This is a genomic window from Microbulbifer sp. TYP-18 (genome assembly GCF_040932045.1).
Lineage (GTDB): Bacteria > Pseudomonadota > Gammaproteobacteria > Pseudomonadales > Cellvibrionaceae > Microbulbifer.
Genome location: NZ_JBFRBC010000002.1, coordinates 216,419 through 242,366 on the forward strand (window position 1 = coordinate 216,419; position 25,948 = coordinate 242,366).

At 60.7% G+C, this 25,948-nt stretch carries 23 protein-coding genes; 10 read left to right on the forward strand and 13 right to left on the reverse strand.

Features of this window, described 5'->3' with window-relative positions:
* Positions 1–39: 39 nt before the first annotated feature.
* From argE to ilvD, 3 genes are all read left to right on the forward strand, one after another.
* Positions 40–1,197 carry an acetylornithine deacetylase gene (gene argE / locus ABVT36_RS03120; protein WP_368455226.1) on the forward strand — a complete coding sequence of 386 codons (1,158 nt, stop codon included), beginning with the start codon at positions 40–42 and terminating at the stop codon, positions 1,195–1,197.
* A 105-nt stretch (positions 1,198–1,302) separates the two neighbouring features.
* Entirely contained in the window at positions 1,303–2,610 is a 1,308-nt protein-coding gene (argA, locus tag ABVT36_RS03125; RefSeq protein ID WP_368455227.1) for an amino-acid N-acetyltransferase, read from the forward strand.
* 146 nt (positions 2,611–2,756) lie between these two features.
* Positions 2,757–4,589, forward strand: coding sequence for a dihydroxy-acid dehydratase (gene ilvD, locus ABVT36_RS03130; RefSeq protein ID WP_368455228.1), 1,833 nt, complete (start codon positions 2,757–2,759; stop codon positions 4,587–4,589).
* Positions 4,590–4,672: 83 nt separating this feature from the next.
* Here the strand turns inward: ilvD and ABVT36_RS03135 are convergent, their stop codons facing one another.
* The 10 genes from ABVT36_RS03135 to lgt all read right to left on the reverse strand — a co-directional run bounded on the left by ABVT36_RS03135 (position 4,673) and on the right by lgt (position 13,190).
* Positions 4,673–5,320 (reverse strand): TonB family protein, encoded by a 648-nt coding sequence (locus ABVT36_RS03135; RefSeq protein WP_368455229.1) that lies wholly within the window; start codon positions 5,318–5,320, stop codon positions 4,673–4,675.
* 227 nt (positions 5,321–5,547) lie between these two features.
* Positions 5,548–6,885 carry a tetratricopeptide repeat protein gene (locus tag ABVT36_RS03140; RefSeq protein WP_367148630.1) on the reverse strand — a complete coding sequence of 446 codons (1,338 nt, stop codon included), beginning with the start codon at positions 6,883–6,885 and terminating at the stop codon, positions 5,548–5,550.
* An 11-nt stretch (positions 6,886–6,896) separates the two neighbouring features.
* Entirely contained in the window at positions 6,897–7,520 is a 624-nt protein-coding gene (locus ABVT36_RS03145) for an energy transducer TonB (RefSeq protein ID WP_367148629.1), read from the reverse strand.
* A 5-nt stretch (positions 7,521–7,525) separates the two neighbouring features.
* Positions 7,526–7,927 (reverse strand): ExbD/TolR family protein, encoded by a 402-nt coding sequence (locus ABVT36_RS03150; protein ID WP_367148628.1) that lies wholly within the window; start codon positions 7,925–7,927, stop codon positions 7,526–7,528.
* Positions 7,928–8,044: 117 nt separating this feature from the next.
* The gene (locus ABVT36_RS03155) at positions 8,045–8,572 is read right to left on the reverse strand and encodes a MotA/TolQ/ExbB proton channel family protein (protein ID WP_367148626.1); all 528 of its coding nucleotides are present in this window, start codon (positions 8,570–8,572) and stop codon (positions 8,045–8,047) included.
* A gap of 14 nt (positions 8,573–8,586) precedes the next feature.
* A complete protein-coding gene (locus ABVT36_RS03160) occupies positions 8,587–9,969 on the reverse strand; it encodes a MotA/TolQ/ExbB proton channel family protein (protein WP_367148625.1) in 1,383 nt (460 codons plus the stop codon).
* Positions 9,966–10,748: a DUF3450 domain-containing protein gene (locus ABVT36_RS03165; protein ID WP_367148624.1), complete on the reverse strand. Its 783-nt coding sequence runs from the start codon at positions 10,746–10,748 to the stop codon at positions 9,966–9,968. Before ABVT36_RS03165 ends, ABVT36_RS03160 begins: the two co-directional genes overlap by 4 nt.
* 272 nt (positions 10,749–11,020) lie before the next feature.
* Positions 11,021–11,530: a dihydrofolate reductase gene (locus ABVT36_RS03170; protein ID WP_368455230.1), complete on the reverse strand. Its 510-nt coding sequence runs from the start codon at positions 11,528–11,530 to the stop codon at positions 11,021–11,023.
* 1 nt (position 11,531) lies between these two features.
* Positions 11,532–12,365: a thymidylate synthase gene (locus ABVT36_RS03175; protein WP_368455231.1), complete on the reverse strand. Its 834-nt coding sequence runs from the start codon at positions 12,363–12,365 to the stop codon at positions 11,532–11,534.
* A gap of 3 nt (positions 12,366–12,368) precedes the next feature.
* A complete protein-coding gene (gene lgt / locus ABVT36_RS03180) occupies positions 12,369–13,190 on the reverse strand; it encodes a prolipoprotein diacylglyceryl transferase (RefSeq protein ID WP_368455232.1) in 822 nt (273 codons plus the stop codon).
* Between the two features lie 92 nt (positions 13,191–13,282).
* On the opposite strand from lgt, the gene ABVT36_RS03185 reads away from it, so the two are divergent.
* The 5 genes from ABVT36_RS03185 to ABVT36_RS03205 all read left to right on the forward strand — a co-directional run bounded on the left by ABVT36_RS03185 (position 13,283) and on the right by ABVT36_RS03205 (position 20,084).
* On the forward strand, positions 13,283–14,098 hold the full coding sequence (locus ABVT36_RS03185; protein WP_368455233.1) for an NRDE family protein: 816 nt from the start codon (positions 13,283–13,285) through the stop codon (positions 14,096–14,098).
* Positions 14,099–14,460: 362 nt separating this feature from the next.
* Complete coding sequence (locus tag ABVT36_RS03190; protein WP_368455234.1) at positions 14,461–16,377, forward strand: murein L,D-transpeptidase; 1,917 nt, start codon at positions 14,461–14,463, stop codon at positions 16,375–16,377.
* 296 nt (positions 16,378–16,673) lie between these two features.
* A complete protein-coding gene (locus ABVT36_RS03195) occupies positions 16,674–17,960 on the forward strand; it encodes a murein L,D-transpeptidase (RefSeq protein ID WP_368455235.1) in 1,287 nt (428 codons plus the stop codon).
* Positions 17,961–17,963: 3 nt separating this feature from the next.
* Positions 17,964–19,157 carry a murein L,D-transpeptidase gene (locus ABVT36_RS03200; protein ID WP_368455236.1) on the forward strand — a complete coding sequence of 398 codons (1,194 nt, stop codon included), beginning with the start codon at positions 17,964–17,966 and terminating at the stop codon, positions 19,155–19,157.
* A gap of 393 nt (positions 19,158–19,550) precedes the next feature.
* On the forward strand, positions 19,551–20,084 hold the full coding sequence (locus ABVT36_RS03205) for a DUF882 domain-containing protein (protein ID WP_367148616.1): 534 nt from the start codon (positions 19,551–19,553) through the stop codon (positions 20,082–20,084).
* 79 nt (positions 20,085–20,163) lie between these two features.
* Here the strand turns inward: ABVT36_RS03205 and ABVT36_RS03210 are convergent, their stop codons facing one another.
* Both ABVT36_RS03210 and ABVT36_RS03215 read right to left on the reverse strand, forming a co-directional pair.
* Positions 20,164–21,342, reverse strand: coding sequence for an imelysin family protein (locus ABVT36_RS03210; RefSeq protein WP_367148615.1), 1,179 nt, complete (start codon positions 21,340–21,342; stop codon positions 20,164–20,166).
* A gap of 296 nt (positions 21,343–21,638) precedes the next feature.
* A complete protein-coding gene (locus tag ABVT36_RS03215) occupies positions 21,639–22,307 on the reverse strand; it encodes an HAD family hydrolase (RefSeq protein WP_367148614.1) in 669 nt (222 codons plus the stop codon).
* A gap of 344 nt (positions 22,308–22,651) precedes the next feature.
* On the opposite strand from ABVT36_RS03215, the gene ABVT36_RS03220 reads away from it, so the two are divergent.
* Positions 22,652–23,155 carry an RNA pyrophosphohydrolase gene (locus ABVT36_RS03220; RefSeq protein WP_367148719.1) on the forward strand — a complete coding sequence of 168 codons (504 nt, stop codon included), beginning with the start codon at positions 22,652–22,654 and terminating at the stop codon, positions 23,153–23,155.
* 62 nt (positions 23,156–23,217) lie between these two features.
* On the forward strand, positions 23,218–25,473 hold the full coding sequence (gene ptsP, locus ABVT36_RS03225; protein ID WP_368455237.1) for a phosphoenolpyruvate--protein phosphotransferase: 2,256 nt from the start codon (positions 23,218–23,220) through the stop codon (positions 25,471–25,473).
* Between the two features lie 25 nt (positions 25,474–25,498).
* Here ptsP and gcvH read toward each other — a convergent pair whose 3' ends face one another.
* On the reverse strand, positions 25,499–25,885 hold the full coding sequence (gene gcvH, locus ABVT36_RS03230) for a glycine cleavage system protein GcvH (RefSeq protein ID WP_368455238.1): 387 nt from the start codon (positions 25,883–25,885) through the stop codon (positions 25,499–25,501).
* Between the last annotated feature and the right edge of the window lie 63 nt (positions 25,886–25,948).

Below are 25,948 nucleotides of genomic sequence, written 5' to 3' on the forward strand. Positions count from 1 at the left end.
TGGACCCTTGTGTAGGAACAGCACAGAGTGAGGCGGACGATGGCGACAGTTCCAAACCTGATGCGGCAGCTACAGCAACTGGTGGCACTTCCCAGTGTCAGCGCCACCGACCCCAAACTGGATATGGGGAACCTGGCAGTGGTCGAATTGCTCGCCGCCTGGCTGGAAACGCTCGGTTTCAAAGCCGAAATCCTGCCGCTGCCGGGGCAGCCCCACAAAGCCAACTTGATCGCCACACTATCCGCAGGCGGCCCTGGCGACGGCGGCCTGGTACTGGCCGGACACACGGATACGGTCCCCTACGACGAGGGGCGCTGGCAGTCGGACCCCTTCCAGTTGCGGGAGCGCGATGGCCGCCTGTACGGGCTCGGCACTGCGGACATGAAGGGCTTTTTCCCCCTGGCCATCGAAGCCGCCAAGACTTTTCTCGACAAGCCCCGGCGGCAGCCGCTGATCATTCTCGCCACTGCCGATGAGGAAACCTCCATGGCGGGTGCCAGGGCTCTGGTAAAGGCCGGCCGCCCGCGCGCGCGCTACGCGGTGGTGGGGGAACCCACAGGCCTGAAGCCGGTGCATATGCACAAGGGCATCACCATGCAGGCGGTGCAGATCACCGGGCGCTCCGGTCACTCCTCCAACCCGGCCCTGGGCGCCAGCGCGCTGGAGGCGATGCACAAGGCCATTGGCGCGCTGCTGGCGCTGCGAGCCGAGTGGCAGGACAGCTACCAAAACCCCGGGTTTGCGGTGCCGGTTCCCACCATGAACCTGGGCTGTATCCACGGCGGTGACAACCCCAACCGCATCTGCGGCTCAGCGGAATTACAGTTTGACCTGCGCCCTCTGCCGGGCATGGCATTGGCAGATCTGTGCGGGGAACTGGAGCGGCGCCTGCAGGACAGTGTCAGTGAAGAACAGGTGCAGTTGGAATGCCGGGCACTGTTTGACGGCACCGAGGCGTTTGAGCAGGATCGCCACAGCGAGCTGGTTCAAACCGCGGAAAAACTCACCGGACACCGGGCGGAAAGCGTCGCCTTCGCCACCGAAGCGCCCTATTTCAAACGCATGGGCATGGACACCATAGTACTGGGGCCCGGCGATATCGATCAGGCTCACCAGCCCGACGAGTATCTGGGACAGGAGCGCATAGAGCCGATGGTAGACATACTGCGCGGACTGATCGCCAAGTTTTGCCTGTAAGCTTATATTTGCAAGGGGAAACCGGCGCCCTGTCCGGGCCTGTTCACACTAACTGAGTTGGCCCTAAAGGCGCACTGGTAAAAGTTAACGACAGGGGAATTGAGCTTGAGCGACACCAACGCCTCCCTCAATTGGTTTCGACATGCGGCGCCTTACATCAACGATCTGCGCGGCCGTACTGTGGTGATCGCCCTCCCCGGCGAGGCCCTGGAGCACGCCAATTTTCGCAATCTGGTGCACGACCTGGCCCTGCTGGTGAGCCTGGGGGTCAAGCTGGTGGTGGTCTACGGCGCGCGCCCACAGGTCAACCAGGCTCTGGCCGGGCACGGCCGCCGCTGTCAGTTTCACGGCGATATCCGGGTTACGGACCGGGACACACTGGAGGTGATCAAGTCCGTCGTGGGAACACTGCGCTTCGATATCGAGGCCGCTTTCTCCCAGGGGCTGCCGGACTCACCCATGGCGCGCTCGGCCCTCAAAGTGGTCTCCGGCAACTTCGTCACCGCGCGTCCTATCGGCGTCCTGGACGGCGAAGATCTGGGCTGGGCCGGCACAGTGCGGCGCATGGAGACCGATACCATCAATCTCGCTCTTGAACAGGGGGCACTGGTACTCCTGTCACCCCTGGGCACGTCGCTCACCGGGGAGTTGTTCAATGTGAACTATCTGGAACTGGCCGCCGAGGCGGCGCGCGCGCTGCAGGCGGAGAAGCTGGTGCTTTTCCGCCGTGCGCCCCAGCTGCTGATGGACGGCCAACCGCTATTTGAACTGAGCCTGGTACAGGCCGAGCAGCGCGCGGAGGCATTGCAGTCCAGTGCCCTCGACTGCGCCATCCGCGCCTGTAACGCCGGCACTCCGCGCGCCCACCTGCTGAGCTACACCCAGGACGGGGCGATGGTGCAGGAACTGTTTCGCCGCGAGGGTGCCGGCACCATGATTTACCGGGACAGCTACGAGGTGGTGCGACGTGCGCGCATTACCGACGTGGGGGGTATTCTGGGGCTGATCCGCCCGCTGGAAAAGCAGGGGATACTGGTCCGGCGCCCGCGGGAAAAGCTGGAGGCCGAGATTGACCACTTCACCCTGGTGGAAGTGGACGGCACACCAGTAGCCTGCGCTGCGCTCTATCCCATTCGGGATAAACGAGGCGAGGCCGTGGCCGCGGAGATCGCCTGTGTCGCCATCCATCCGGACTTTCGCGGCAACCGCCGCGGGGCCAAGCTGCTCCACCACCTGGAGCGGCAGGCGCGGGTACTCGGTGTCGATGCCCTCTATGTGCTCACCACCCAGGCAGAGCACTGGTTCGTCGAACAGGGCTTTACGGTGGCTGCGGTGCAGGATTTACCGGCGGCGCGGAAGTCTCTCTACAATATTCAGCGAAATTCCCGCGTACTCCAAAAACGGTTGGCCTAGAGACAAGCGGCCGCCTGGACCCATCCAGGCAGGATCTGTATCCTAAGAAACACCAATTAGCTTTCGTAAAGCGCCAAATTGTCCCGAATTTGGCGCTTTTTTGTTAAGCTAGCCCCCATTTTATCTGTTTCAGCGGACTGACCAAGATGCCTGAATACCGCTCAAGAACCTCCACCGCCGGCCGCAACATGGCTGGCGCCCGCGCTCTGTGGCGTGCCACCGGAATGAAAGACGACGACTTTCACAAACCCATTATTGCGGTGGCCAACTCTTTCACCCAGTTCGTACCGGGCCATGTGCACCTGAAGGACATGGGTCAGCTGGTCGCCCGGGAGATCGAGAAAGCCGGTGGAGTCGCCAAGGAGTTCAACACTATCGCGGTGGACGATGGTATCGCCATGGGTCACGACGGCATGCTCTACAGCCTGCCGAGCCGTGAAATTATTGCCGACTCGGTGGAGTATATGGTGAATGCCCACTGTGCCGACGCCCTGGTGTGTATTTCCAATTGTGACAAGATCACACCCGGCATGCTGATGGCCGCCATGCGGCTGAACATTCCCACCATTTTTGTCTCCGGTGGCCCCATGGAGGCGGGCAAAACCAAGCTTTCGGAGCACAAGCTGGACCTGGTGGATGCGATGGTCATTGCGGCCACCGACAGCGCATCGGATGAGGAGGTGGCCGAGTACGAACGCTCCGCCTGCCCCACCTGCGGCTCCTGCTCCGGTATGTTTACCGCCAACTCCATGAACTGCCTGACCGAGGCGCTGGGACTGGCACTACCCGGCAACGGCACCCTCCTCGCCACCCACGCCGACCGCCGGGAGCTGTTCCTGCGCGCGGGCCGCGAAATAGTCGCCCTCGCCAAACGCTATTACGAGCAGGAAGACACCAGGGCGCTGCCCAGGGCTATCGCCAACCGGGGGGCCTTCCTCAACGCCATGGCATTGGACATCGCCATGGGCGGCTCCACCAACACCATTCTCCACCTGCTCGCAGCGGCGCAGGAAGGCCAGGTGGATTTCTCCCTGGCGGATATAGATCAGTTGTCCAGAAGGATTCCACAGCTGTGCAAAGTGGCGCCCAATACCCAGCAATACCACATCGAGGATGTGCATAGAGCCGGGGGCGTGATGGCCATTCTGGGAGAGCTGGAGGCGGGCGGTCTGCTGGACGCCTCGCTACCCACGGTATACAGCGACTCCCTGAGCGAGGCATTGAAACTGTGGGATGTCCGCCGTACCGACGACAAATCAGTGCGCGATTTCTACCGCGCCGGCCCCGGGGGCATCCCCACCCAGACCGCTTTCAGCCAGGCCACACGCTGGGGGAGTCTGGACGAGGACCGCCAGGGCGGCTGTATCCGCTCGGTGGAGCACGCCTATTCCGACCAGGGCGGCCTGGCAGTGCTGTTTGGCAACCTCGCTCCAGATGGCTGCGTGGTGAAGACTTCCGGCGTCGATGAGGCCCTGTGGCACTTCTGCGGGCCCGCGCGCGTAGTCGAGAGCCAGGAAGCCGCAGTGGAACAGATCCTCGCCGGAGAGGTGCAGGGAGGGGAGGCGGTGATAGTGCGCTACGAGGGCCCCAAAGGCGGACCGGGGATGCAGGAGATGCTCTACCCCACCAGTTACCTGAAATCCAAGGGCCTGGGCCAGTCCTGCGCCCTGATTACCGACGGCCGCTTCTCCGGCGGCACCTCGGGTCTGTCAATCGGCCATGTATCCCCGGAGGCAGCGTCCGGAGGGGCCATTGGCCTCGTCGAACAGGGGGATAGTATCCGCATCGATATCCCCGCGCGCACCATAGAGGTGGACATCGATGATGCAGAGCTGGAGCGGCGCCGCCAGGCCATGAATGCCCGCGGCTGGAGCCCGGCGCAGATGCGCCCAAGGAAGGTGAGCAAGGCGTTGAGGGCCTATGGGATGCTGGCCGCCAGCGCCGACCGCGGCGCTGTGCGGACACTGGATGATGAATAGCAGGCCACTGGTAAAGACTTTACCAGTGGCCTGCTATTATCCCGGCAACTAGCACCTGTATCCGAAAACTCTATAACAGGGTGCTAATCCGCCAGGGTAAAGCGGATACGGTTGCGCACACCGTGACGTACGGTCGGCTCGCCATCCTCCAACTGCGGCTGATACTTGAACCGCGCCACCGCCGCCAGGGCCGCACGGTTAAACACATCGGTGACATTGCCCGCACTGTCGTAGCCGCCGACAACCCGAGGATTCAGTACATTGCCCGCCGTACCAATGCTGAACTCCACCACTACATAGCCCTCCAGTCCACGCCGCAACGCAATCGACGGATAGCGTGGAGCTGGCTTAAATACCGGCAGCGGATCGCGACTGACCGCGGTCGTGTCAATAGGGTTGTCCCCCGGTACCGGTGGCGGCAGAGAAACGTTAATCGTCGTCGGCTCTACCGTTTGTTTAGTCTGTGGGCGTGGTGGCGGTTGTTGGGGATCGGTAACGGGTACCGGCGGTTTGTACGGCTCTACCGTCGGTATTAACTTGGGCAGATGCACATCGGCGACTGGTGGACCTGGCTCCGCTTGCGGCAACTGATAATCCGTGGCGATCAGCTGGCTCATCACACTTATCAGTAACAGAGTCACAACAGCGGCCAGCAGCCAGTTGCGCACAGCTAGGGCGGAAGCAGTGGGTGTGAACTGGGTCCAGGGAGTTGCTGAACAAGCTCTATCCATAACACCTCTCCTTATTCTTGTCGGGTGTTTAAATGGTCGGCCGACAGGGCGGCCATGAAAAAGCTGATCAGCTCAAGTTCATTAATAACTGATTTTGGCGAATTTGCAAATAATTCTCATTAATAGTTCGACATTTAGTCAGGTTGCCCGAAAGATAGACAGGAAATCATCAAAAAAAAGGCCGCACAGTAGTGTGCGGCCTTTTTGGCGTCGAAAAGCGAATCCGGTCAGATAGCCAACTGCTCTTCACGCTTCTTTTCACCTTCCACAAAGCTGATCCACTGCTCGGCGAACTTCTTGGAACGCTCGTCTTTCAGTGCTTTCCTCAGGCTCACCAGTGCGGCGTCGTATTTCTTCTGGTTCGCATTGGCCATGCCTATCACAATGTAAAGCTGATCCGGACGTTTGACACCGCCCTTATTCAGCGCCTTGGAACCCACCTCCACTGCCTTCTGGTTTTGGTCCAGGTCCAGGTAGATGGTGGCCAGTCGCGCATAGAGATCACCCTTGTCGGACAATCTGGCCGCCGCCTCAAGCTGCGGAATCGACTTCTGCAACTCCTGCGCCATTTGGTAAGCCTGGGCCAGGGTTTCCAGGTTCTTGGAAGTGCGCTCTATCTTCTTCTCATCGAACCCCTTCTGGATAACCTTGGCACCCTTGTAGGGTGTATCGTTACCCATGTAGAGATAGGCCATATTCAGGAGTTCCTTCTCTTTCTGCAGCGCCCCGGCGGCATAGGCCGCTTCCATCATATAGAGCTGGTCCCTGTCCCGCTTGAGTTCACCGTACATGCCCGCCAGCTGCTTGTAATACTCCCCTTTCGGGTAGTGCTTCACCAGCTTCTCGAGAATATCGATCACCTTGTTGTAATCGTTCTTTTCATAGTAGAGAAAGCGCTGCAGGCTCAGCCAGCTCTCCTTTGGCACCTTGCCATCTTTCTCGTACATGGAAACCGCTCGGTTGACGTCGGCCAGTGCACTGGCCGCATCACCCAACTGGTAGTGGGCCTGGGAGCGCAGAGCATAGTCCTCCGCGTTCACCTTGTCGGCGGCGGCAAACCAGCGATTCAGATAGTCCAGTCCACTCTTGTAGTTCTCGGTGGCCAGGTACAGCTGCGCGATGGTTTTGAGTGTATTCAACTCAACCCCTACCGGGATATTCTCCACACCCTGCGCAAGCACCTGCTTATAGGCGTTGATGGCGTCCTGATAGCGCTCCATGCTGTAGTATACGAAGCCGTAGAAGTAATACATCTGCGCCACTTCGTAGGCATTGTATTTACTCTTGCCGGCCTCCATGTCCCGCAACGCGGCCAGGGCGGCGGGCCAGTTCTGCGCATCCGCAGCCTCCTGCACCTTGCCCAGTTTCTTGAACACGTTTTCCCGCATCGCCGGCACTTTGCGCGTTTTCTGGTCGCTTTGCGCTTCGGCCTGGGCGAAGGTCGCGGACACACCTAGCGCCTCAAGCACCGTGACACTCGCCGCCGGTGCCAGTACCAGAGGCAGAGCCACGGAGGTACGCAGAACGAATCTGGAAAACCCTCTCGCCATGGTGGTCAATTTCATAGGCCTCCCCTTTAGCTCTTGTCCAGAGTAAAGCTGATCTTGGTTTTCACACCGGGTACTTCGATCGGCTCACCATCAACCACTCGCGGTTTGTACTTGTATCTCAATGCAGACTTGACCGCTGCACTGTTGAAGATAGTGGTCGGATTGCCATCCAAAGTATAGGCTTCCACCACCCGCGGGTCACGCACAGAACCGTTTTTGGTCACCGTATACTCGACGATTGCATAGCCTTCGATACCCCGCTGCAGCGCCCGCCGGGGGTACTGGGGCGCGACCTTCACGATGGGCAGATAGTCGCCCTCGCTGGCGAAACCGCCGATCCCGCCAACCCTCAGGTCAACCGATGTCCGCGGCGCAGCAATATTGATGCTGTTGTCCAGATTCGGATCATCGAACTCCGGCTCCGGCGCCTCGGGTGGCGGCTCCTCCGGCTCGTCCGGTTTGTCCGGCTTACTGGTGTCGTACTGGGTTTCGATCTCCTGCTCGGGCATCACGACATCGGCAATCTTGATCTGCTCCACATCTTCCGGAGCTTTCATGTTCGCCTCAATCAGCTGATGCATGGTGAAGATCAGACCAAAGGTGGTAGCCAGTGCCAACGCACCCGCCCCTGTTAATCTTACCGGATTCATAGCTGTCAACTCTTTTCTGTCGCGACCGAAACTTTCTCGATACCAATTCTCCTGGCCGCATCGGCGATCAGGGCAATCTTCTCGACACTCGCTTTCTTGTCGGGCTGAATCACCAACCACCCCTTCGGATTCTCCGCGTAGAGGCGCTCGAGGGTGAGCTTGACCATGCGGTCTTCCACCCGCTCCTTGGCGATCCAGACTTCGTTGTTTTCGTTAATCGCTACCAGAATGGAGGCGGTCTTGAGTTCAGCGGTCGTCGCTTCCGGCTTGATCACGTCGGCGCCCGGCACCTTGATAAAGGTCGCGGTGACGATAAAGAAGATCAGCATAATGAACACCACGTCCAGCATGGGCGTGAGGTCAATCGCTCCAGCTTCCTCTTCTGCCGTATTTTGTTTCTTGCTCATTGCAACTCTCTTAGCGAACTTTCCCGCCGGGGCCGCGCCATGGGCACCCCGGCGAAAATATCCGGCTTGCTAAACCTTCACGGCGGACAGGCGCAGCTGTTCGCCTCGTGTGGTGCCTTAGTGATCCATCGTCAGATGGTCTTCCAGCAGCTGGGTTTCGCGCTCCGCCTTGCGGGTGAGATAGGTGTTGGCAAACACGCCGGACAGTGCCGCAACCATCCCCGCCATTGTGGGAATGGTTGCCATGGAAACACCACTGGCCATCTGCTTGGCATCACCACCACCGGTGATCGCGAGAACCTCAAAAACATTGATCATACCCCAAACCGTACCCAGCAGCCCGAACAGGGGGGCAAGGGCCACACAGGCCTGGATCATGTCCATATTGTCCTGAATCTTCTCGGATACCCGGGAAACCATTGCGTGACGGATTTGGTGTGCGCTCCAGGATTTGCGCTCAGGGCGCGCCTCCCACTGGTCCACCGCACCCTGCACATCGACCTTGAGACTTCGGTTGAAGTAGAACACCCGCTCGAAAATCAGCGTCCACATAAAGAAGGTCAGGCCGGCGATCAGAAGCAGTACTGGCCCGCCCGACGCCATAAAGGCGTTGACGGCGGCCCATGCGTCAATCAATGCGTGCATGTTGCCGCCTCCTCTTATTTACGCTCGGCGTTTTCCGCCACGATACCGGCACTCTGCTCATCGAGAACGTGCAGGATACGCTTGGCGCGGCCGTTCACAATGGTGTGCATCAGAACGGTCGGGATAGCCACACACAGGCCCAGCACGGTGGTGATCAGGGCTGAGGAGATACCGTCCGCCATGGCCCTGGGATCGCCGGCGCCGAAGATGGTAATCGCCTGGAAAGTGATGATCATACCGGTCACGGTACCCAGCAGACCCAGCAAAGGCGCCACCATAGCGATAATCTTCAACAGGTTGAGACCGGACTCGATTGCGGGGCGCTCTTTCAGTACCGCCTCCTCCATCTTCAGCTCCAGGGTCTCTCCATCGATACCCTTGTTCTCCTCGGCCACCGCCAGCACACGACCCAGCGGGTTGTTGGTGTTGGGGGTAGAGGAGCGCAGCTGGGCAGTCACTTTGGCACTCATGCCGGACAGCGCGATCAGGCGCCAGATGGCCAGCAGCATAGCGAAGGCGCCCACGGCGGTGATGATGTAACCCACAGGGCCACCCTGATGCCAGCGCTCAACCCAATCCGGGGTGTTGATCATGGCCTTGAGATAGGAGCCACCGGTAGGGCCCGTCGGGTCGACACCAAAGGCGTGGAAGCCGGAGGTTGCGGCCTGCAGATCGGCGGCCATGGACAGGTATTTGCTGTCCGGCTGGCGGATAAGTTCGGCCATCTTATTGGCGTCAGTCATTTCCAGGTAGCGACCGTCCGAGACCAGGTTGAAGTTACCCACGCGAACCACTTCCTGCTCCGCCTGCTCGCCATCCGGTTTGATCACCGCACCGCTGAACTTGACCACTTTGCCGGATTCCACGATTTCACGCTGCAGCTCATACCAGAGACGCTCTATCTCTTCGATGGTGGGCAGTTTGGTCTGGGAGTTCATCTTTTCGATCAGAGAGTCGAGGAACTCGGTGCGGCCCGGATACTGGGCGGAGACTATAGAGCTGTCCAGGTTGGCGCGAAGGTCGCCAGCGGTGGAGGTCAAGTGACCGAACAGCTCTTTCAGGGAGCCCATGCGCTCATCCAGTTGCTGACGCTTTTGCTGTACCAGGGTTTCCTGTTCCTGATACTGGTTCTCCAGCTCCGCCGAGCGGCGCTCTTCCGCATCGCGGGTGTTTTCAGCCTGGGTCAGCAAGTTTTGCTGATTGGCTTTCTGGCGTCTGAAGTCGGCTTCACGCTTCTTGTGCTCTGCAGATTCGGAGATCTTGGCGCTGCGCACCAGTTGCAACAGTTGATCCAGGGTGGCGGCTTTTTCCTGCGCCACAGCGGTAACGCTGATCAGTCCAGCCGCGGCCAGGGCGGCCGTCATGGATACTAGGCGTTTGGCGATAGAGGTATTCATTGCGCAGCCTCCGGAGCCGGGATCGGCATGGTCAGGATATCAGTGGTGGCCTGTTTCTTGGCGATTTTCAGCCCCTGCAGAATGGCCCGGCGGTATTCGCCAGCATCGATTTCGACCCAGCCCTTCTGCTGTTTGTCGTAGGCCAGGGAAATCTTGGAGTCAGTGGTCTGCGCCACCAGTGCAATACGCCCGATCTGCAGCACGTTGACTTCGCGCTCCTGACCGTCCACATCCAGGGTCGCGCCGTAGCTGTCTATCTTGCGCGCGTATTCCATTTCGAAATTGTAGAGCTCCAGCACCTGACGGAATTTCTCCGCCACGGAAACGTCGGAGCGATCCATTGTGGACTTGACGCCTTCCAGGTTGCCCAGGCGCTCTTCCAGCTTGAATGGGGCATCCAGTTTGATGAACTGCTCCAGGCCATCCAGCATGCGCAGAATCAGCGGCTGGATCAGGCGCTCGATTACAGTCACATTCTCGATGGATTCGTCCAGGTCGTTGAGCACTGTCCGCTGGTTGGCCAGTTGCTTCTCGAGCTGACGGTTGTACACCTGCAGACCGTCGATCTCTTTGTTGACCACCTTGAAGTCCTGCAGCAGGCTGCTGGTTTCTTCGGCGATCTTGTCAATGCGCTTCTGGGAAGCCTGAGCAGCGGTGGTACGCTGCTGGCCAACCGCCAGAACATTGTCGAGTGTATCCGCAGTGGCTACGCCGCCATAGAGTGCGCCGGCAGACAGCGCAGTGGTCAGCGCCACAGCCATGAATCGCTTGGTTTTCATTAGACCCCCCAGTGGGTTCGATATTTCACAACATGGTCGCGATGGATTAGCTGCCACAACGCGGTTGGGTTTTGGTTTGAAGACAGCTAAGAGCCGCACATTGTAAACAGCCGAATTGATTATTCAAATGCCGATGATTCCCATCGACCTGCATGAGTAGCAAGGTAACGAACGGGTAACAATCCCGGGTGTTACGCACACATTTGCAGTCAGCTATTTGTACAATTAGTAAGCAAAACTACCAGTTAGATTATGATTTAATCAAGTTGTTTTTATTTTAACCTGTCGTATTGAACTAAGCAGTATCGGTATTCATCCACTTTCGAAGCCGGGTAACAGCTTCGGGTCACCTCTTTCCAGCCCTCTCCCAGTGGCGGGAAAAAAGCGTCTCCGGCGACCTCAGCCTCCACTTCGGTCAGGTACAGCCGGGTCGCCAGGGGCAACAGCTGGCGGTAGACCTCTGCCCCGCCAATGACCATCACCTCTCCGACCCCGGAGGCCTCCGCAGCCCCCTGGGCCAGTTCCAGCGCCTGCTCCAGGGAAGGCACCGGTTCAACACCGGGGGCGGACCAGTCCGGGTCGCGGCTAACGACGATATTGCGGCGTCCCGGTAGCGGCCGTCCGATGGAATCGTACGTCTTGCGCCCCATGACCAATGGCTTACCCATAGTCACCTGCTTGAAAAACTTCAGGTCACCGGACAGCCGCCAGGGCAGACCATTGCCGATACCGATGGCCCGATTGCGCGCAACCGCGGCGATTATAGCAATAGCAGCCGTCATTTCAGACCGCCACCGGAGCCGGAATATGGGGGTGCGCCTCATAGTTGCGCAACTCGAAGTCCTCAAAACGAAAGGCGAACAGATCCGTCACTTCCGGGTTCAGGTGCATGGTGGGTGAAGGCAGTGGTTTTCGCTCCAACTGCCGCGCCACCTGCTCCATATGGTTGGCATAGAGGTGGGCGTCACCGAAGGTGTGAATAAATTCCCCCGGCGCCAGCCCGCAAACCTGGGCCAGCATCAGAGTGAGAAGACTGTAGGATGCGATATTGAACGGCACACCGAGAAAAATATCGGCGCTGCGCTGGTAGAGCTGGCAGGACAGCCTGCCATCCGCCACATAAAACTGGAACAGACAGTGACAGGGCGCCAGCGCCATGCGCCCGGCGGCCGCATTCGCCGCCGGGGAGGCCCCCTCATCGGGCAGGTCCGCGGGATTCCAGGCACTGACCAGCAACCGGCGGGAGTCGGGCCGGGTTTGCAGCTGGTGCAGCAACGCCCTGATCTGGTCGATACAACGGCCGTCGGGGGCCGGCCAGGAGCGCCACTGCCGGCCGTACACAGGCCCCAGATCACCCTCCGCCGTGGCCCACTCGTCCCAGATACGCACGCCGTGTTGTTGCAAATAAGCAATATTGGTGTCGCCGCGCAGAAACCATAGCAGCTCGTGAATAATGGAACGCAGGTGTAGCTTTTTGGTGGTAACCAGCGGGAACCCCGCGGCCAGATCAAACCGCATCTGGTAGCCGAACACACTCCGCGTACCGGTGCCGGTGCGATCGCTCTTGACCGCGCCTTGGTCGCGCACATGGCGCATCAGGTCGAGATATTGCCGCATACGTCAGGATCCACCGGATTCCCGCACACGCCCCTGGGGCAGTGGCTGGGTACGGTAGCTCCACGCCAGCAGCAGGACCCCGGCGGCAATCATCGGCAGGCTCAACAGCTGGCCCCTGGTCATCCAGCCAAACAGGTCGAAACCGATAAGTCTGTCCGGCTCCCGCACAAATTCCACCGCAAAACGGAAGATTCCGTAGAGCAGCACAAACAGCCCCCCCACCGCCAGGCGCGGCCGCGGCTTGCTGGAGAACCACCACAGTACCGCAAAGAGCACCAAGCCCTCGAGAAAAGCCTGGTAGAGCTGCGACGGGTGGCGCACCAGCAAATCTGGATCCCGCGGGAATACCATGCCCCAGGGCACCGTCGTCTCACGCCCCCACAGCTCCTGGCCAATAAAGTTGCCCATCCGTCCCAGACCCAGGCCGATGGGCACCAGCGGTGCCACGAAATCGATCAGGTCCGCAAAGGTGGTGCCGATCCGGCGCGCATAGAGCACTGTGGCCAGCATCACGCCGATAAGACCACCGTGGAAGCTCATGCCGCCTTCCCATACCCGCACCAGTGCCAGCGGATCAGCCACCAACTGCGGGAAGTTATAGAAAAACATGTAACCCAGCCGCCCTCCGACCACGACGCCGATAGCGCAGTAGAGGATCAGGTCCTCCACCTCGGATTTGATCACCGGCGACCAGGGTTTGCGCGCGCGACGCAGCGCCAGCCACCAGGCGGCGGCAAAGCCGGCCAGGTACATCAAGCCGTACCAGTGCACTTTCAACGGGCCTATGGACACCGCAACCGGGTCAATTTCTGGGTAAGTCAGCATGGGCTAGTCAGGTTTGGGAGCTGAGCGCGTATTATGGTGGCAAAGGCCACCAAAGAGAAAGGGCCGTCTCCCGCTACGGAGCCCAAAACTGCATGTGTCTTCTCCTGTTCGCCTACCGTTGCCACACCGAATACCCGCTGCTGCTATTCGCCAACCGGGACGAGTACTACCGGCGCCCCACCCAGCCCGCCGCACGCTGGCCCGACACGGACCTGGTGGCCGGGCGGGATCTGCAGGGCGGCGGCACCTGGGCCGGCGTGGCACCCGGCCGGGTCGCAGCGGTAACCAATATCCGTGAACCCTTGCAACCGGTCCCTGTAGACCCGCTTTCCCGCGGCGACATACCCCTGGCCTTCCTCCGCCACCGGGTTTTGCCCGCACGCTATGCCGCTACTCTGAAGCTGTCGCGTTACCGCGGCTTCAATGCACTGCTGTATCAACACGGAGCGGTCGGCGAGCTGATCTGTGCCGGCAACCGCCACCAGCCCTTTGCCTTTACACCGGGTATTCACGGCATCTCCAACGGCGCTCCGGATGCGCCCTGGCCCAAGGTGAAAAAAGGCAAACGTCTAATTGCGCAGCTGCTGCAGGGTATCGATACACAGCTGAGCGACGACAACTTCGTAAGCCCGGGCCTGGCCCTGCTGCAGGACCGGCAGCCCGGAGCGGAAGCGGCGCTGCCCGACACAGGTGTGAGCAAGCAGATGGAGCTGGCCCTGTCGCCAATATTTGTGCAAATCGGGCGGGGGGACTTACCCGCAGCCTATGCGGATGACCCTTCCGGCGGCTACGGCACCCGCGCCAGCACTCTGGTTGCGGTCGATAAAGATGGCCATATCCAATTCTGGGAGCAAAGCTACCAGCGGGGCGAGAAACTGGCGCCCCTGCGCCATTTTGCACTCGACTGACCTACGCCACAGAGACCTCTTCAGACCCGCGCCGGCGTTGCCCAGAGGGCAGGCAGGCACCCCGACCGAATAGTCAGGAAAAGACCTGTCCCAGGGCAATAAAAAGATTAAAGCGTCAGGCAAGTTTTGCGTTTATTGCCATACTTAGTTTCAAAGGCTGAAGCTGGTTGACTTACGCGCAACGTAAGGGCCAGCCCAGGCCTATATATAAGGAAGGTCGCGCGGGACGCATGACGCAGGTGAGCCGCCACCAGGGATAGACCATGGGACCGGCTCTCTACCGGTTGGGAAGGTATGAAGGATCCGGTGTCCGGCGGGCGCGACTGTTGGCGCACCGGACCCCGCAGCATCGCTGAGGTACCATGTTTTATTTCAACCCTAAGCACCGCACCCGCAAGTCGCCGCTGCCACTGCTTTTTCTCGGCAGCCTGAGCGTGTTCGTCCTCTTCTACGCCTTCACCGCCAATCAGAAAACGGTGCCGGTACTGCCGGAAAATGCCGTGCGCCCACATCTGGTGCGCTGGCTGGTGGAAAACCCGGACTCCTGGCCGGCCCAGGATCCGATCTTCAACCCCGCCGCGGTAAAGCGCATCTACGAGCGAACCGACTACCGGCTGCTCTGGTTCGACAACTACAGCCTGAGCGATACCGCCAACGACCTACTCAAGCAGCTGACTGCCTCCAGTTCCGGCAACCCCAGCAGCATGGTGGATTACCGCTATCACCTGGGCTATTTCGATCGCACCCTGCGCGACACGCCCCAACGCCTGCAAATGGCGGCAGTGCTGGACGTATTGTTGACGGATGCTTTTGTTTCCTACGCTCAGGATACTCAGCTGGATAAGATCAGGCCGAAAAACCGGCCACGCCGCGATATCACACCGGTACAGAATTACGATCCGGGATTCCGCCTGGTGTCATTCCGCCCCCAGCGCCAGAGCGAACCGACACCCAGTGGACGCCTGTATTTTCGCGGTTATGACCGCCGCCGGGCCGAATCGACCAACAATTACCGGCGCTACCGGCAGCAATACCAGATCGACCGCTCGCGGCACTATTCCAACGATGCGGCGCGCGGCGGCACCCGGTCCCGTTTTTCCACCGGCCGGCCACCATCTCGCTACGGCACACTGCAACACCGCCAAAACAGTAACAACCCAAATACAACCACCGAGCAGGCGGAAAACAGCGAAGGCCCCTATTATCCGGACAATGCCCCCTACGGCGGCGATGCTGTCGCCCTGCGCGACCAGTTGGTGCGCCTGCGGGATTTGGCCGCCAGTGGCCGTTGGCGGCCCATGCCGGCCGGCCCGGCTATGACCATCGGCGCCAAGCACCCGCATGTGGCCCTGCTGCGGGATATGCTCACCCTCTATGGTGACTTTCCCAGTTACTACAGCTATGGCGAGAGAAACCGCTTCGACCGCCGGCTGCACGAAGCAGTGTTGCGTTTCCAGTCGCGCCATGGCCTCAAACCCGATGGCATTGTCGGCCGCAGCACCCGTAAACGGCTGAACTTCTCTCCCGCCGCGCGCGCGCGTATCGTGGAGTTCAATATTCGCCGCCGCGAATCCCTGCCCAATGATCTCGGCAGCCGGTTTATTCAGGTCAATATCCCAGAGTACAAACTGCATTATGTGGAAAATGACCGGGTTCGACTGTCGATGAACGTGGTGGTGGGCAAGAAGGAGCACGCCACACCGGAAATCACCACACGGGTAAGCCGCGTGGTGTTCAACCCCACCTGGACAGTACCCCGCAGCATCCTGGTAAAGGAAATTCTGCCCAAGGCCCGCGCCAATCCCGCCGGAATGGAAAAACTGGGATACCGGGTGGTGAGCGGCAGCGGCGAGCACCTGCCCCTCACTAACGGAAACCTGTCCGCTGCCGGTGCCGGTTCCTATCTGATGCGCCAGATGGGCGGGGAGGAGAATATTCTCGGGCGGATCAAATTCGAGATCCCCAACAAACACGATATCTATCTGCACGACACCCGTGCCCGCAGCCTCTTCTCACTGACCAAGCGCGGCTACAGTCACGGCTGTATTCGGCTGGAGAAGCCGCGACACCTGGCGGAGGCTCTGCTGAGCCCCGAAGGCCACTGGGACCAGTGGCGTATCGATCAGCTCACCGTCGGCGACGAAACCACTGAGGTAAATCTGACCCAACGGGTAAAGGTGTATGTGACCTATTGGACCGCCTGGGTCGATGGAGATGGACTGCTCAATTTCCGCCCCGATATCTACGATAAGGACGGCCTCAGCGCCAATCAGTTTTAGACCGGACCTTCACCGGCTAGGTGACGGCTGTTCACCGCCCCTCATGGCCAACCCATCGACCCCTCAAGGCCCCTGGGCTGGCTTCCTCCCGGTACTGACGCAAGCTTCAATGACTCCCCGGTATTCCGGGGTCCTCAGCGGCCCGGGCTATTAGCGACCCCGGGGCATATTCCCATTTCCCCCTTAGACCGGAAGCCTGCGCCATAAAAATTATTGGCGCAGCGGCGGTCACAAATTACCACTGCCAGTAAGGTCTCCCAACCACGGCGAGCCCTCCCGGCTCACGGGGGTAGTTTATGGGCAATGATCACCGGTATTTGCACGCCCCGCCCCATTATTGCGGCGCCCTGGTGCTGGCACTCTACCTGGCGCTGGACAGCACACCCTGCACCGCTGACGGGACAGACCAGAGCAGAACTGCCACCGCGCCGGAAATGCTCAGTCAACCGCTACAGGGCGGTAGCGGCGACACCATGGACCCCTTCACTCCGGTGGACCGGCAGTACACCCTGATGCGCGAGGAGCTGGCACGCTACACCGCCCTGACCCAGGGCGACGTCTGGCAGCCATTGGACGGGGGGCAGACACTGGCACCGGGAATGCGCCATCCCCGGGTCAGAAGGCTGCGCAGCCTGTTGATGCAGTATGGCGACCTTACGCTGCGTGACCATACCGACACCAATCTGGCCGATCTATACGACCCGCGGCTGCAGCGGGCAGTGCGCCGCTTCCAGCGCCGCCACGGACTGCAGGAGGACGCCCTGGTGGATGAGCGCACCCGGCGGCTTCTCAATGTCAACCCGCAGCAGCGGGTGCGGACTCTGGCGGCCAACCTCAGCCGCTGGGACATGATGCCCAGGGACCTTGGACCCCGCTACATAGTGGTCAATATTCCGGATTTCAGCCTGCGACTGATCCACAATGAGCGCGAGCAACTCCGTATGCGCGTGGTGGTGGGCAAGCCGGTGCACGCCACACCACAGCTCACCACCCGCCTGACCCGACTGGTGTTCAATCCCATCTGGCGGGTGCCCCCCAGCATCGCCGTGCGCGAACTGCTGCCCAAGGGGGCCGCCAGACTGACCGCCAGCGGCTACCGGCTGGTGAACCACAAGGGGCGCTCTGTACCTTTTACGGCCCACAATATCGCCGCGACCCGACGGGGCAAGGTCACCCTCCAGCAGAAGGGCGGACCCGGTAATGCACTGGGGCGGGTCAAGTTTGTAATTCCCAACCCGGAAGCCATCTTTCTCCACGACACCAACAGCAAACACCTGTTCAAGCAGAGCCAGCGGGCCTTCAGCCACGGCTGCATTCGCCTGGAGAAACCGCTGCAGTTCGCCCGCTTGATGTTGACTGAGCAAAATAGCTGGAGCCCTGAACGGGCGGAACACTATATCAACAGCAACCGCACCCGGGCAGTGGAGCTGAAGAAACCACTGCCGGTGTATATCGCTTACTGGAGTGCCTGGGTCGACGAGGAGGGGCTGCTGCAGTTCCGGCCTGATATCTACGGCCGCGACCAAACAGACCCCACCGATGCATCGGCAGACAATGGCTCCCAAAGCGATCAGAGGGGTTGAACAATGGCACTCAGGAGCGGCCACCTGGCACTGGTGGCCGCAATCGGCCTGGCGGCAGCGCTCAGCGTTCCGCCCGCTGCGACACCCGCGAACGGCGGTGAGGCGCGGCGGACTGAGGCCGCCATAAACCCGGCGCGGGCGGGTGCGCAGTTGCGCACCCAGGCCCAACGCTACCACCGGCTGTCAGTGTCGTGGCAACCCCTTTCCCAGGGCCCACCGTTGAAACCCGGCGACTATGGCCCGCGGGTGCGTCAGCTTTACCGGATAATGCAGCTGTATGGCGATCACCAGGGACTGCCGGGACCCCTACAGAACTCCACCGGTTTGGATCTACAGCGCTTCGACGGCAGCCTGCAAAGGGCCCTTGAGCACTATCAGTGGCGCCATGGTCTCGAACCCACCGGATGGCTGGACCGATACACCCGGCGCGAGCTGGCGGTGCCTCCGCGCACGCGGGCGCGGCAATTGGAAGTCAATGCGGATCGCTGGGAAAAACTCTCACTACCGAAAGAGCGCCCCTATGTCCTGGTCAATGTGCCTGCCTATCAGTTGCAGTTGGTGGAAAAGGGCAGGGTTGTGCTGCGCATGAAAACCGTAGTGGGAAAAACCAGTACCCGCACACCGGAACTGCGGACCCGCATTACCAATATTGTGTTCAACCCCACCTGGACGGTACCGCGCAATATTCTCCTGACGGAATTGCTGCCCAAGGCGCGCAACAATCCGGGAGCCATGCACCGGCGCGGCTATCGCGTGATCAGTTACGGCGGAGGCAATACGGTACCGATCACAGAGGACAGTTTGTCCCGCGCCGCGGCGGGCCAGGCCACTCTGCGCCAGATGGGTGGCCCGGAGAACTCCTTGGGGCGGGTAAAGTTCATTGTCCCCAACAACCAGGCCATTTTCCTGCACGATACCCAGGCTCAGAGCCTGTTCGAACGACGCCAGCGCGCCTTTAGTCACGGCTGTGTGCGACTGAAAGAACCGGAGGAGCTGGCATATGCGCTGCTGCGCCGCCAGGGCTGGGACAGGGTGAGCGTCGCGCGGGCCACGGCCGCAGGGGAAAGGGTCAATATCCGTGTCGAACGGCCACCGCGCCTGGTGATCACCTATATCACCGCCTGGGTGGACAATAGCGGACAGGTGCAGTTTCGCCGCGACATCTATCACCGTGACCCATCGGACGAATCCGACTAGTTCAACTCACTTGGTCCACAGCAGGCAGGCTTGACCGTCGCCCCCTCCCAACTCAGCTCGCACAAATCGGACAGCGGTATTCAAGTGGGACCCTCACCCACAAAAGACAAAGCTAAAACCAACCAGTCACAGAGAAATGAAATTCCCGTACTGAAAACAAAATGACAACGCTATCTTCACCGCTTCCGGCCCACTTCCACCAAAAGCCCATAGCCCGGATCCGGCGGTAGCTCAAAGTGAAACAAAATACCAGGGCAATCCTGCAAACAATTGCTGATCAGCACTATCAGGTTTGTAACATCAGGTTATTTTTTATACAGTCTCTGCGTGCTCGATGGCGCCAATAGCGAATGCGAGTCAGCTTTGAAAAACACGACGAGGCGGAAGTAGGGTATGAAGAATCCATCCAGACGCCGGTTCCTGGCCGTGACCTGCGCAACTGCGGCGGCTGTGGGTGCCGGGCCAGCATTGGCAAAAGTAGGCAAGGTCCGCAGTTTAAAGATGCGCAATCTGCATACCGGAGAACGGCTGAACACCGCCTATTGGTCTGACGGCGATTATGACAGCGCTGGCTTAAAGCAATTTAACCGGCTGCTGCGTGACCACCGTGCCAACGAGGTGACGCGCATGGACCCGAAGCTGTTCGACATAGTGTACAAGCTGAAGGAAAAACTGAACTATAACGGCGAGATTGAGATCATCTCCGGTTATCGTTCAAAGAAGACCAACGCCAAACTGCGCGCTGCCGGCCGCGGTGTTGCCCGCCGCAGCTACCACACCCGCGGCATGGCTCTGGACATCCGTATGCCCGGTGTAGCCCTGAGCAAACTTCGCCAGGCTGCGCTGGATCTCAAGGCGGGTGGAGTGGGTTACTACCCCAAGAGCAACTTCGTCCACGTGGACACAGGCCCGGTGCGACGCTGGTAGCGGAGCGCCGCTAAGGCGGCTCACGCAAACGCAAACCCCGGCCAGGCGCCGGGGTTTGTCTTTTTTGGGGAGGGCGGTCTCACTCCTGGACCGGTGCGGAGACCGGAGTCACCTCCTGCTCTGCCGCCGGGGCCTCCGCGGTGCCGCTCATCAGCCCTGCCAGCTCCTCCAGCAGTTCGCGCGAGCGCGCCAACTGATCCGGTTCCGCCAGCTCGATCGGGTCCTCCGCATTCCGCAGCAGTTCCTCCAGCATCGCAAAAGTGCCCTCCAGGGCTTCTGCCTGCGGGGCTTCCAGCAAAAGCTTGGCCAGGCCGGTGCCATTATTCATCAACCAGTTCTCGCGCAGGGTTGCCAGCATAGCCAGCAACGCCAGTTTTGAGTCCGCCGCGCGACCGCTTTCGACATCGCTTTCAGAGCTTTCCGGTAGCCGCGGCAACAATTCCTCATCGACCACCTGGGTGTGAATGGCCCGAATCTGCCGCAGGCGCGCTGCCGGATCCAGGGAGAGAAAGTGCCGCGAAAGGTCATTGGCAGCCATCGGCCAACGCCCTGCCAGCTCGTCGATATCCTCTGCCAGAGCCTGACCGATCAGGCGGGTCAGCTGCCGGCGGCGGTTGGCCGCCCGCGCCTCGGGCTTCTGCCCCTCGCCCACAGGCGCGAACTGCTGTGCGGTACGCTCCCCGGTGGGCCCCCACAACATCACCTCCATGGCGTGAAATCCCAGACTGGCCTCCTCGTGGGCGGTCAGGCGGTGCTGCTTGCGCAGGTTGGACAACGTCAGTTCGACTGCGGTGTCATTGACGATACCACTCTCAGAGTACCCGGGCACCGTATCCAGATAACCGGGTTGAACCGGCCAGCTGTCCACCGACAATTGCAGCCGGCGCCCTTCGTCCCTCAGGGTCGCCGGGGCAAACCCCAGGCGGATGTAGGGCACCGCTGCGGCAAACTGCCGATGTGCGTTCAGCCAGGCGAGCCTGGCCACCTCCAGGTGATCTTCGCTGGGTGCTTCCAGCAGCCCGGTAACGGCGCCATTGAGTTCATTCACCGCCGCTTGTGTATCGATCAACTGGGCCTGCCCCGACTGCCAGATAGACTTCGACAACGTTTCGGCCGCCTCCACACTAAACAACCGCGCCACCGACTTTTGCTCCGTATCCGGCAACTGCGGCGAAGCCTCGCGGTCACAGGCGGCGAGGGCCAGCCCCACCACCAAAAACAATAGCGGCCCCGCCTTACCCCAAATATTCCCGATCACTGGTTCCCCCAACTTTTCTTTGCCCCCCAGGCCTCACAAGTCTTTCCGCGCCTGTTCAGACCCAATCGCAGTCGCCGGCCCGCTATAGAGAGGCGGCACAGGGCTGGCGCGGAATCCGTACCGACCCCGGCAGGTCGCAGCAAAAACCTTACCCGGCTGCTCTCCACCAAGCTTATCCCAACCTGGCATTGCGGCCCAGGTACGCAAACCCTGTACAACCAAACGGGCAACTACAAGCGCAATCTGCGGCCCTGAGATCCCCGCTATATAACCCGACAGCTAAACAAGTCGCCGGGTTAAGCGTCCATTTCACGCAGGCTGATTACCGGCCAACCGCGCTTAAGCGCCTCTTCTTTCAACCGTGCATCCGGATCGACCGCCACCGGATTTTCCACCTGTTCTAACAGTGGCAGATCATTGATGGAATCGCTGTAGAACCACTTTTCCTCGGCGCTGAACTCCGGATTCTCCGCCAGCCAGCGATGCAACCGCGCCACCTTGCCGGCCTGATAGCAGGGCTCGCCCACCACCCTGCCGGTATACCGGTCTTCCACCAGCTCCGGTTCGGTCGCGAGCAGGGTATCCACACCCAGGCGAGTCGCTATTGGCTCCGCCACGAAGCGGTTGGTGGCGGTAATAATCATAATATGACGCCCCTGGCGGCGATGCCGACCAATTAACGCTTCGGCACCGGGCAGCCAGATCTCGCTGATAACCTCGTTCATAAACTCCCGGTGCAGATTGTCCAACTGGCTGCGGGACAGCTGTGCCAGGGGCTCCAGGGCAAACTCCAGGTAGGCGAAGATATCCAGTTCCCCGCGCTGATAATCGCGCAGGAAGCGGTCGTTGGCAGAGCGATAGCGCGCGACATCCACATGGTTTCGCTCCACGAGGAACTCTCCCCAGGCGTGGTCACTGTCTCCGCCGATCAAGGTGTTATCCAGGTCAAAAATTGCCAGTTGCACTGCCATCCCTCCGTTTGAAGGTCGATCCAACAGGTTTCGGTCGCCGCCAAACCCCCGCCCCGGAATTGCGAAAAACCTTTGGGCGGCGGGCAATGTTACCCGTTTGACGACTGGCGCACACGGCCAAATACTGTCAATTGCCGTTGCCCCCACCCTGTGGAACAATGCCGGGCAAGCTGTGCGGCCTACAGCCGCGCACACCCTATTGTGAGGATGTTATTTTGGGCGACGGCAAGCCATCGCAAGCCGAACGAAAGAACCGCCGCCGATCCGCCAAACAGCAAAACCGCAGTGTCAACCCCGACAAAAGCCGGAAGCTAGACGGCAGTGTTGGTAACAGCAATATCGATGCCGAGGGCTTTCGCCCCAACGTCGGCATTATTGTGTTAAACGCCCGCGGCCAGGCGCTGTGGGCGCGGCGGGTTGGGGGTAAGGATGCCTGGCAGTTCCCCCAGGGCGGCATCAACCCGGGCGAGTCCCCGGAACAGGCCCTTTACCGCGAGTTGTACGAAGAGATAGGGCTGACCCGGGATCAGGTCAGCTTCATAGCCTGTACACGCGGCTGGCTGCGCTACCGGCTGCCACAGCGGCTGATCCGGCGCCGCACCGAGCCCCTGTGCATCGGGCAAAAGCAGAAGTGGTACCTGCTGCGCCTGCAGGCGCCGGATAGCGCCGTCAGTTTCAACAACGGCTATAAGCCGGAGTTCGACCACTGGCGCTGGGTGAATTACTGGCACCCGCTCGCCAAAGTGGTGACCTTCAAGCGCGAGGTCTACCGGCGTGCACTGACCGAACTGGCGCCCCAACAAATACAATTGGAGAAACGCTGGCTGCGCGGGCAGGGATAAGCGCGCGACCCATACCGCCCCTGGCGGCCCCACTGCGAGTCCACCAAGGCGAGGACAGGCCTTTGCTCGAATCATTGCGTTCCATCGTACAGCAGGTGAACAGCGCCCGCGACCTCACCGCGGTGCTGGATATTATTGTGCGCCGCGTGCGCGAAGTGATGCACACCCGGGTGTGTTCGGTGTACCTGCGGGACAAGCAGTCCGGCTCCTATGTACTGATGGCGACCCAGGGGCTGAACCCCAGTGCGGTCGGCAATGTCTATCTGGCCCCCGGCGAAGGCCTGGTCGGCAATGTGGTCACCCGCGCCGAACCCATCAACCTGGAGCAGGCCCAGGCGCATCCCGCCTACCATTATTTTCCCGCCACCGGAGAAGAGCGTTTCAGTGCCTTCCTCGGCACGCCGATCATTCACCACCGGGAAGTACTCGGTGTGCTGGTGGTGCAGCAGGAGGAGAAACGCCGCTTCGACGAGGGTGAAGAAGCTTTCCTGATCACACTCTCAGCACAGCTGGCCGGTGTTATCGCCCACGCCGAGGCCACCGGTGCCCTGGCGGTGATGGGCGAGCAGCGCCGCGAGGCGAAGTTCCGCGGACTGGCAGCCTCCCCCGGAGTCGCCATAGGTCGCGCCCATATCGTCGCCCCCCTGGCCAACCTGGCCGCAGTACCCTATGCCTGCTGCATGGACGTGGAGGCAGAGCTGGTGTTGTTCCAGCAGGCCCTCACCGGTGCGCGAGATGAAATTCGCGCCGTTGGGGACAGGCTCAAGGGCGAGCTGAACCGCGAGGAGCGCGCCCTGTTCGATGCCTATACCGCCATGCTGGACGACAGTTCTCTGGCGGTGGAGGTCACCGCCCGTATCCGCCAGCAACTGAGCGCCAGCCGCGCCTGGGCAGAGGTAATGCTGGAACATGTGCGCCGCTTCGAGGCCATGTCCGACTCCTACTTTCGCGACCGCGCCGCCGATGTGCGCGACCTGGGTGCCAGGGTGCTGATGCACCTGCACCAACAGCAGCAGAGCGAGCGCGACTACCCGGACAACACCATCCTGATCGGTGAAGAGCTGACAGCGGCAGTATTGGCGGAGGTACCGCGGCAAAAGCTGATCGGCCTGGTGTCGGTGAAAGGGTCGGCCAACAGCCACGTGGCAATTATTGCCCGTGCCATGGGGCTGCCGGCGGTGATGGGGGCTCAGGAACTGCCCTACGAACAGGTGGACGGTGCCGATCTGGTTGTGGACGGCTACCGCGGCGAACTGTATGTGCACCCCGGCCGTGAACTCCGCCGGCGCTACGACAGTATCGTGGCCGAGGAGCGCGAACTGGAGCGCAACCTGGACCACCTGGCGGCGCTGCCCTGCGAGACTGCCGACCACCACCGGGTGCGCCTGTGGGTGAATACCGGGCTGATGGCCGACGTGGTGCGGTCCCTGGAGCGGGGTGCCGAAGGCGTGGGTCTCTACCGTACCGAGGTACCCTTTTTACTGCGCGACCGCTTCCCCTCCGAAGAGGAACAGCGCGAGATCTATCGCGAGCAGTTGGAAGCCTTTGCACCTCGGCCGGTCACCATGCGCACGCTGGACATAGGTGGCGACAAGGCGCTGGCCTACTTCCCCATTGAGGAGACCAACCCTTTTCTGGGCTGGCGCGGCATTCGCGTAACCCTGGATCACCCGGAGATTTTTCTCGCCCAGGTGCGCGCGATGATGAAAGCCAGCCTGGGCCTGGACAATCTGCGTATTATGCTGCCCATGATCAGCGGTGTCGGTGAACTCGAGGCGGCGCGCAAGCTGGTGCAAAGGGCCTACACAGAACTGCTGGACGAAGGTTTCAAAATCGCCATGCCGCCCCTCGGCCTCATGATCGAGGTGCCGTCCGCGGTATACCAGGTACGGGAGCTGGCGGCGCAGGTGGATTTTATGTCGGTGGGCAGCAACGACCTGACCCAGTATCTGCTCGCGGTTGATCGCAACAACAGCCGCGTGGCCAATATTTATCACTCCCTGCACCCGGCGGTACTGCGGGCGCTGCGGGAAATCGTCGACACGGGACACGCCTGCAACACCAAGGTCGGTATTTGCGGCGAACTGGCGGGTGATCCCGGTGGCGCCCTGCTGCTGCTCGCCATGGGTTACGACGTATTGTCCATGAACGCCACCAACCTGTTGCGGGTCAAGGCGGCTCTGCGCGCAATCACTACCGCGGAGGCGCAGGAACTGCTGTGCAAGGTACTGGCCATGCAGTGCCCGGAGGAAATCGAAGCTACCCTGCAGCAAACCCTGAAGAAGATGGGGCTGAAGGCTCTGCTACAGCCCCAGTAGACGTTGGGCGAATCACCTGTAGCGGTCAGTCCTCGGCCTGCTCCCGGTAGGCATCCGCACTCAGCATCTTGTCCAGCTCGCTGACATCGGCGGGCTTCACCCGAAAGAACCAGCCATCGTCATAAGGCGAGGCGTTGACAGTCTCCGGCGCGTCCTGCAGCACTGCGTTGACCGCAACCACCTCGCCGGATACCGGGCTGTAGATATCACTGGCTGCTTTTACGGATTCAACCACACCGGCCTCGTCCCCGGCGGCCAGGGCCGTGCCCACCTCGGGGGTCTCCACAAAGACCACATCGCCCAGCGCCTCCTGGGCGTGATCGCTGATGCCGATGGTGACGGTACCGTCCTCCTCCAGGCGCGCCCACTCGTGACTGGCCAGGTATTTCATTTCATTGCGAATTTCGCTCATGCGATGATTCCTCGATTAAGCCTCATGAATAATTTTTTTTCGCGCAACTGCCCGGGGCCGGGA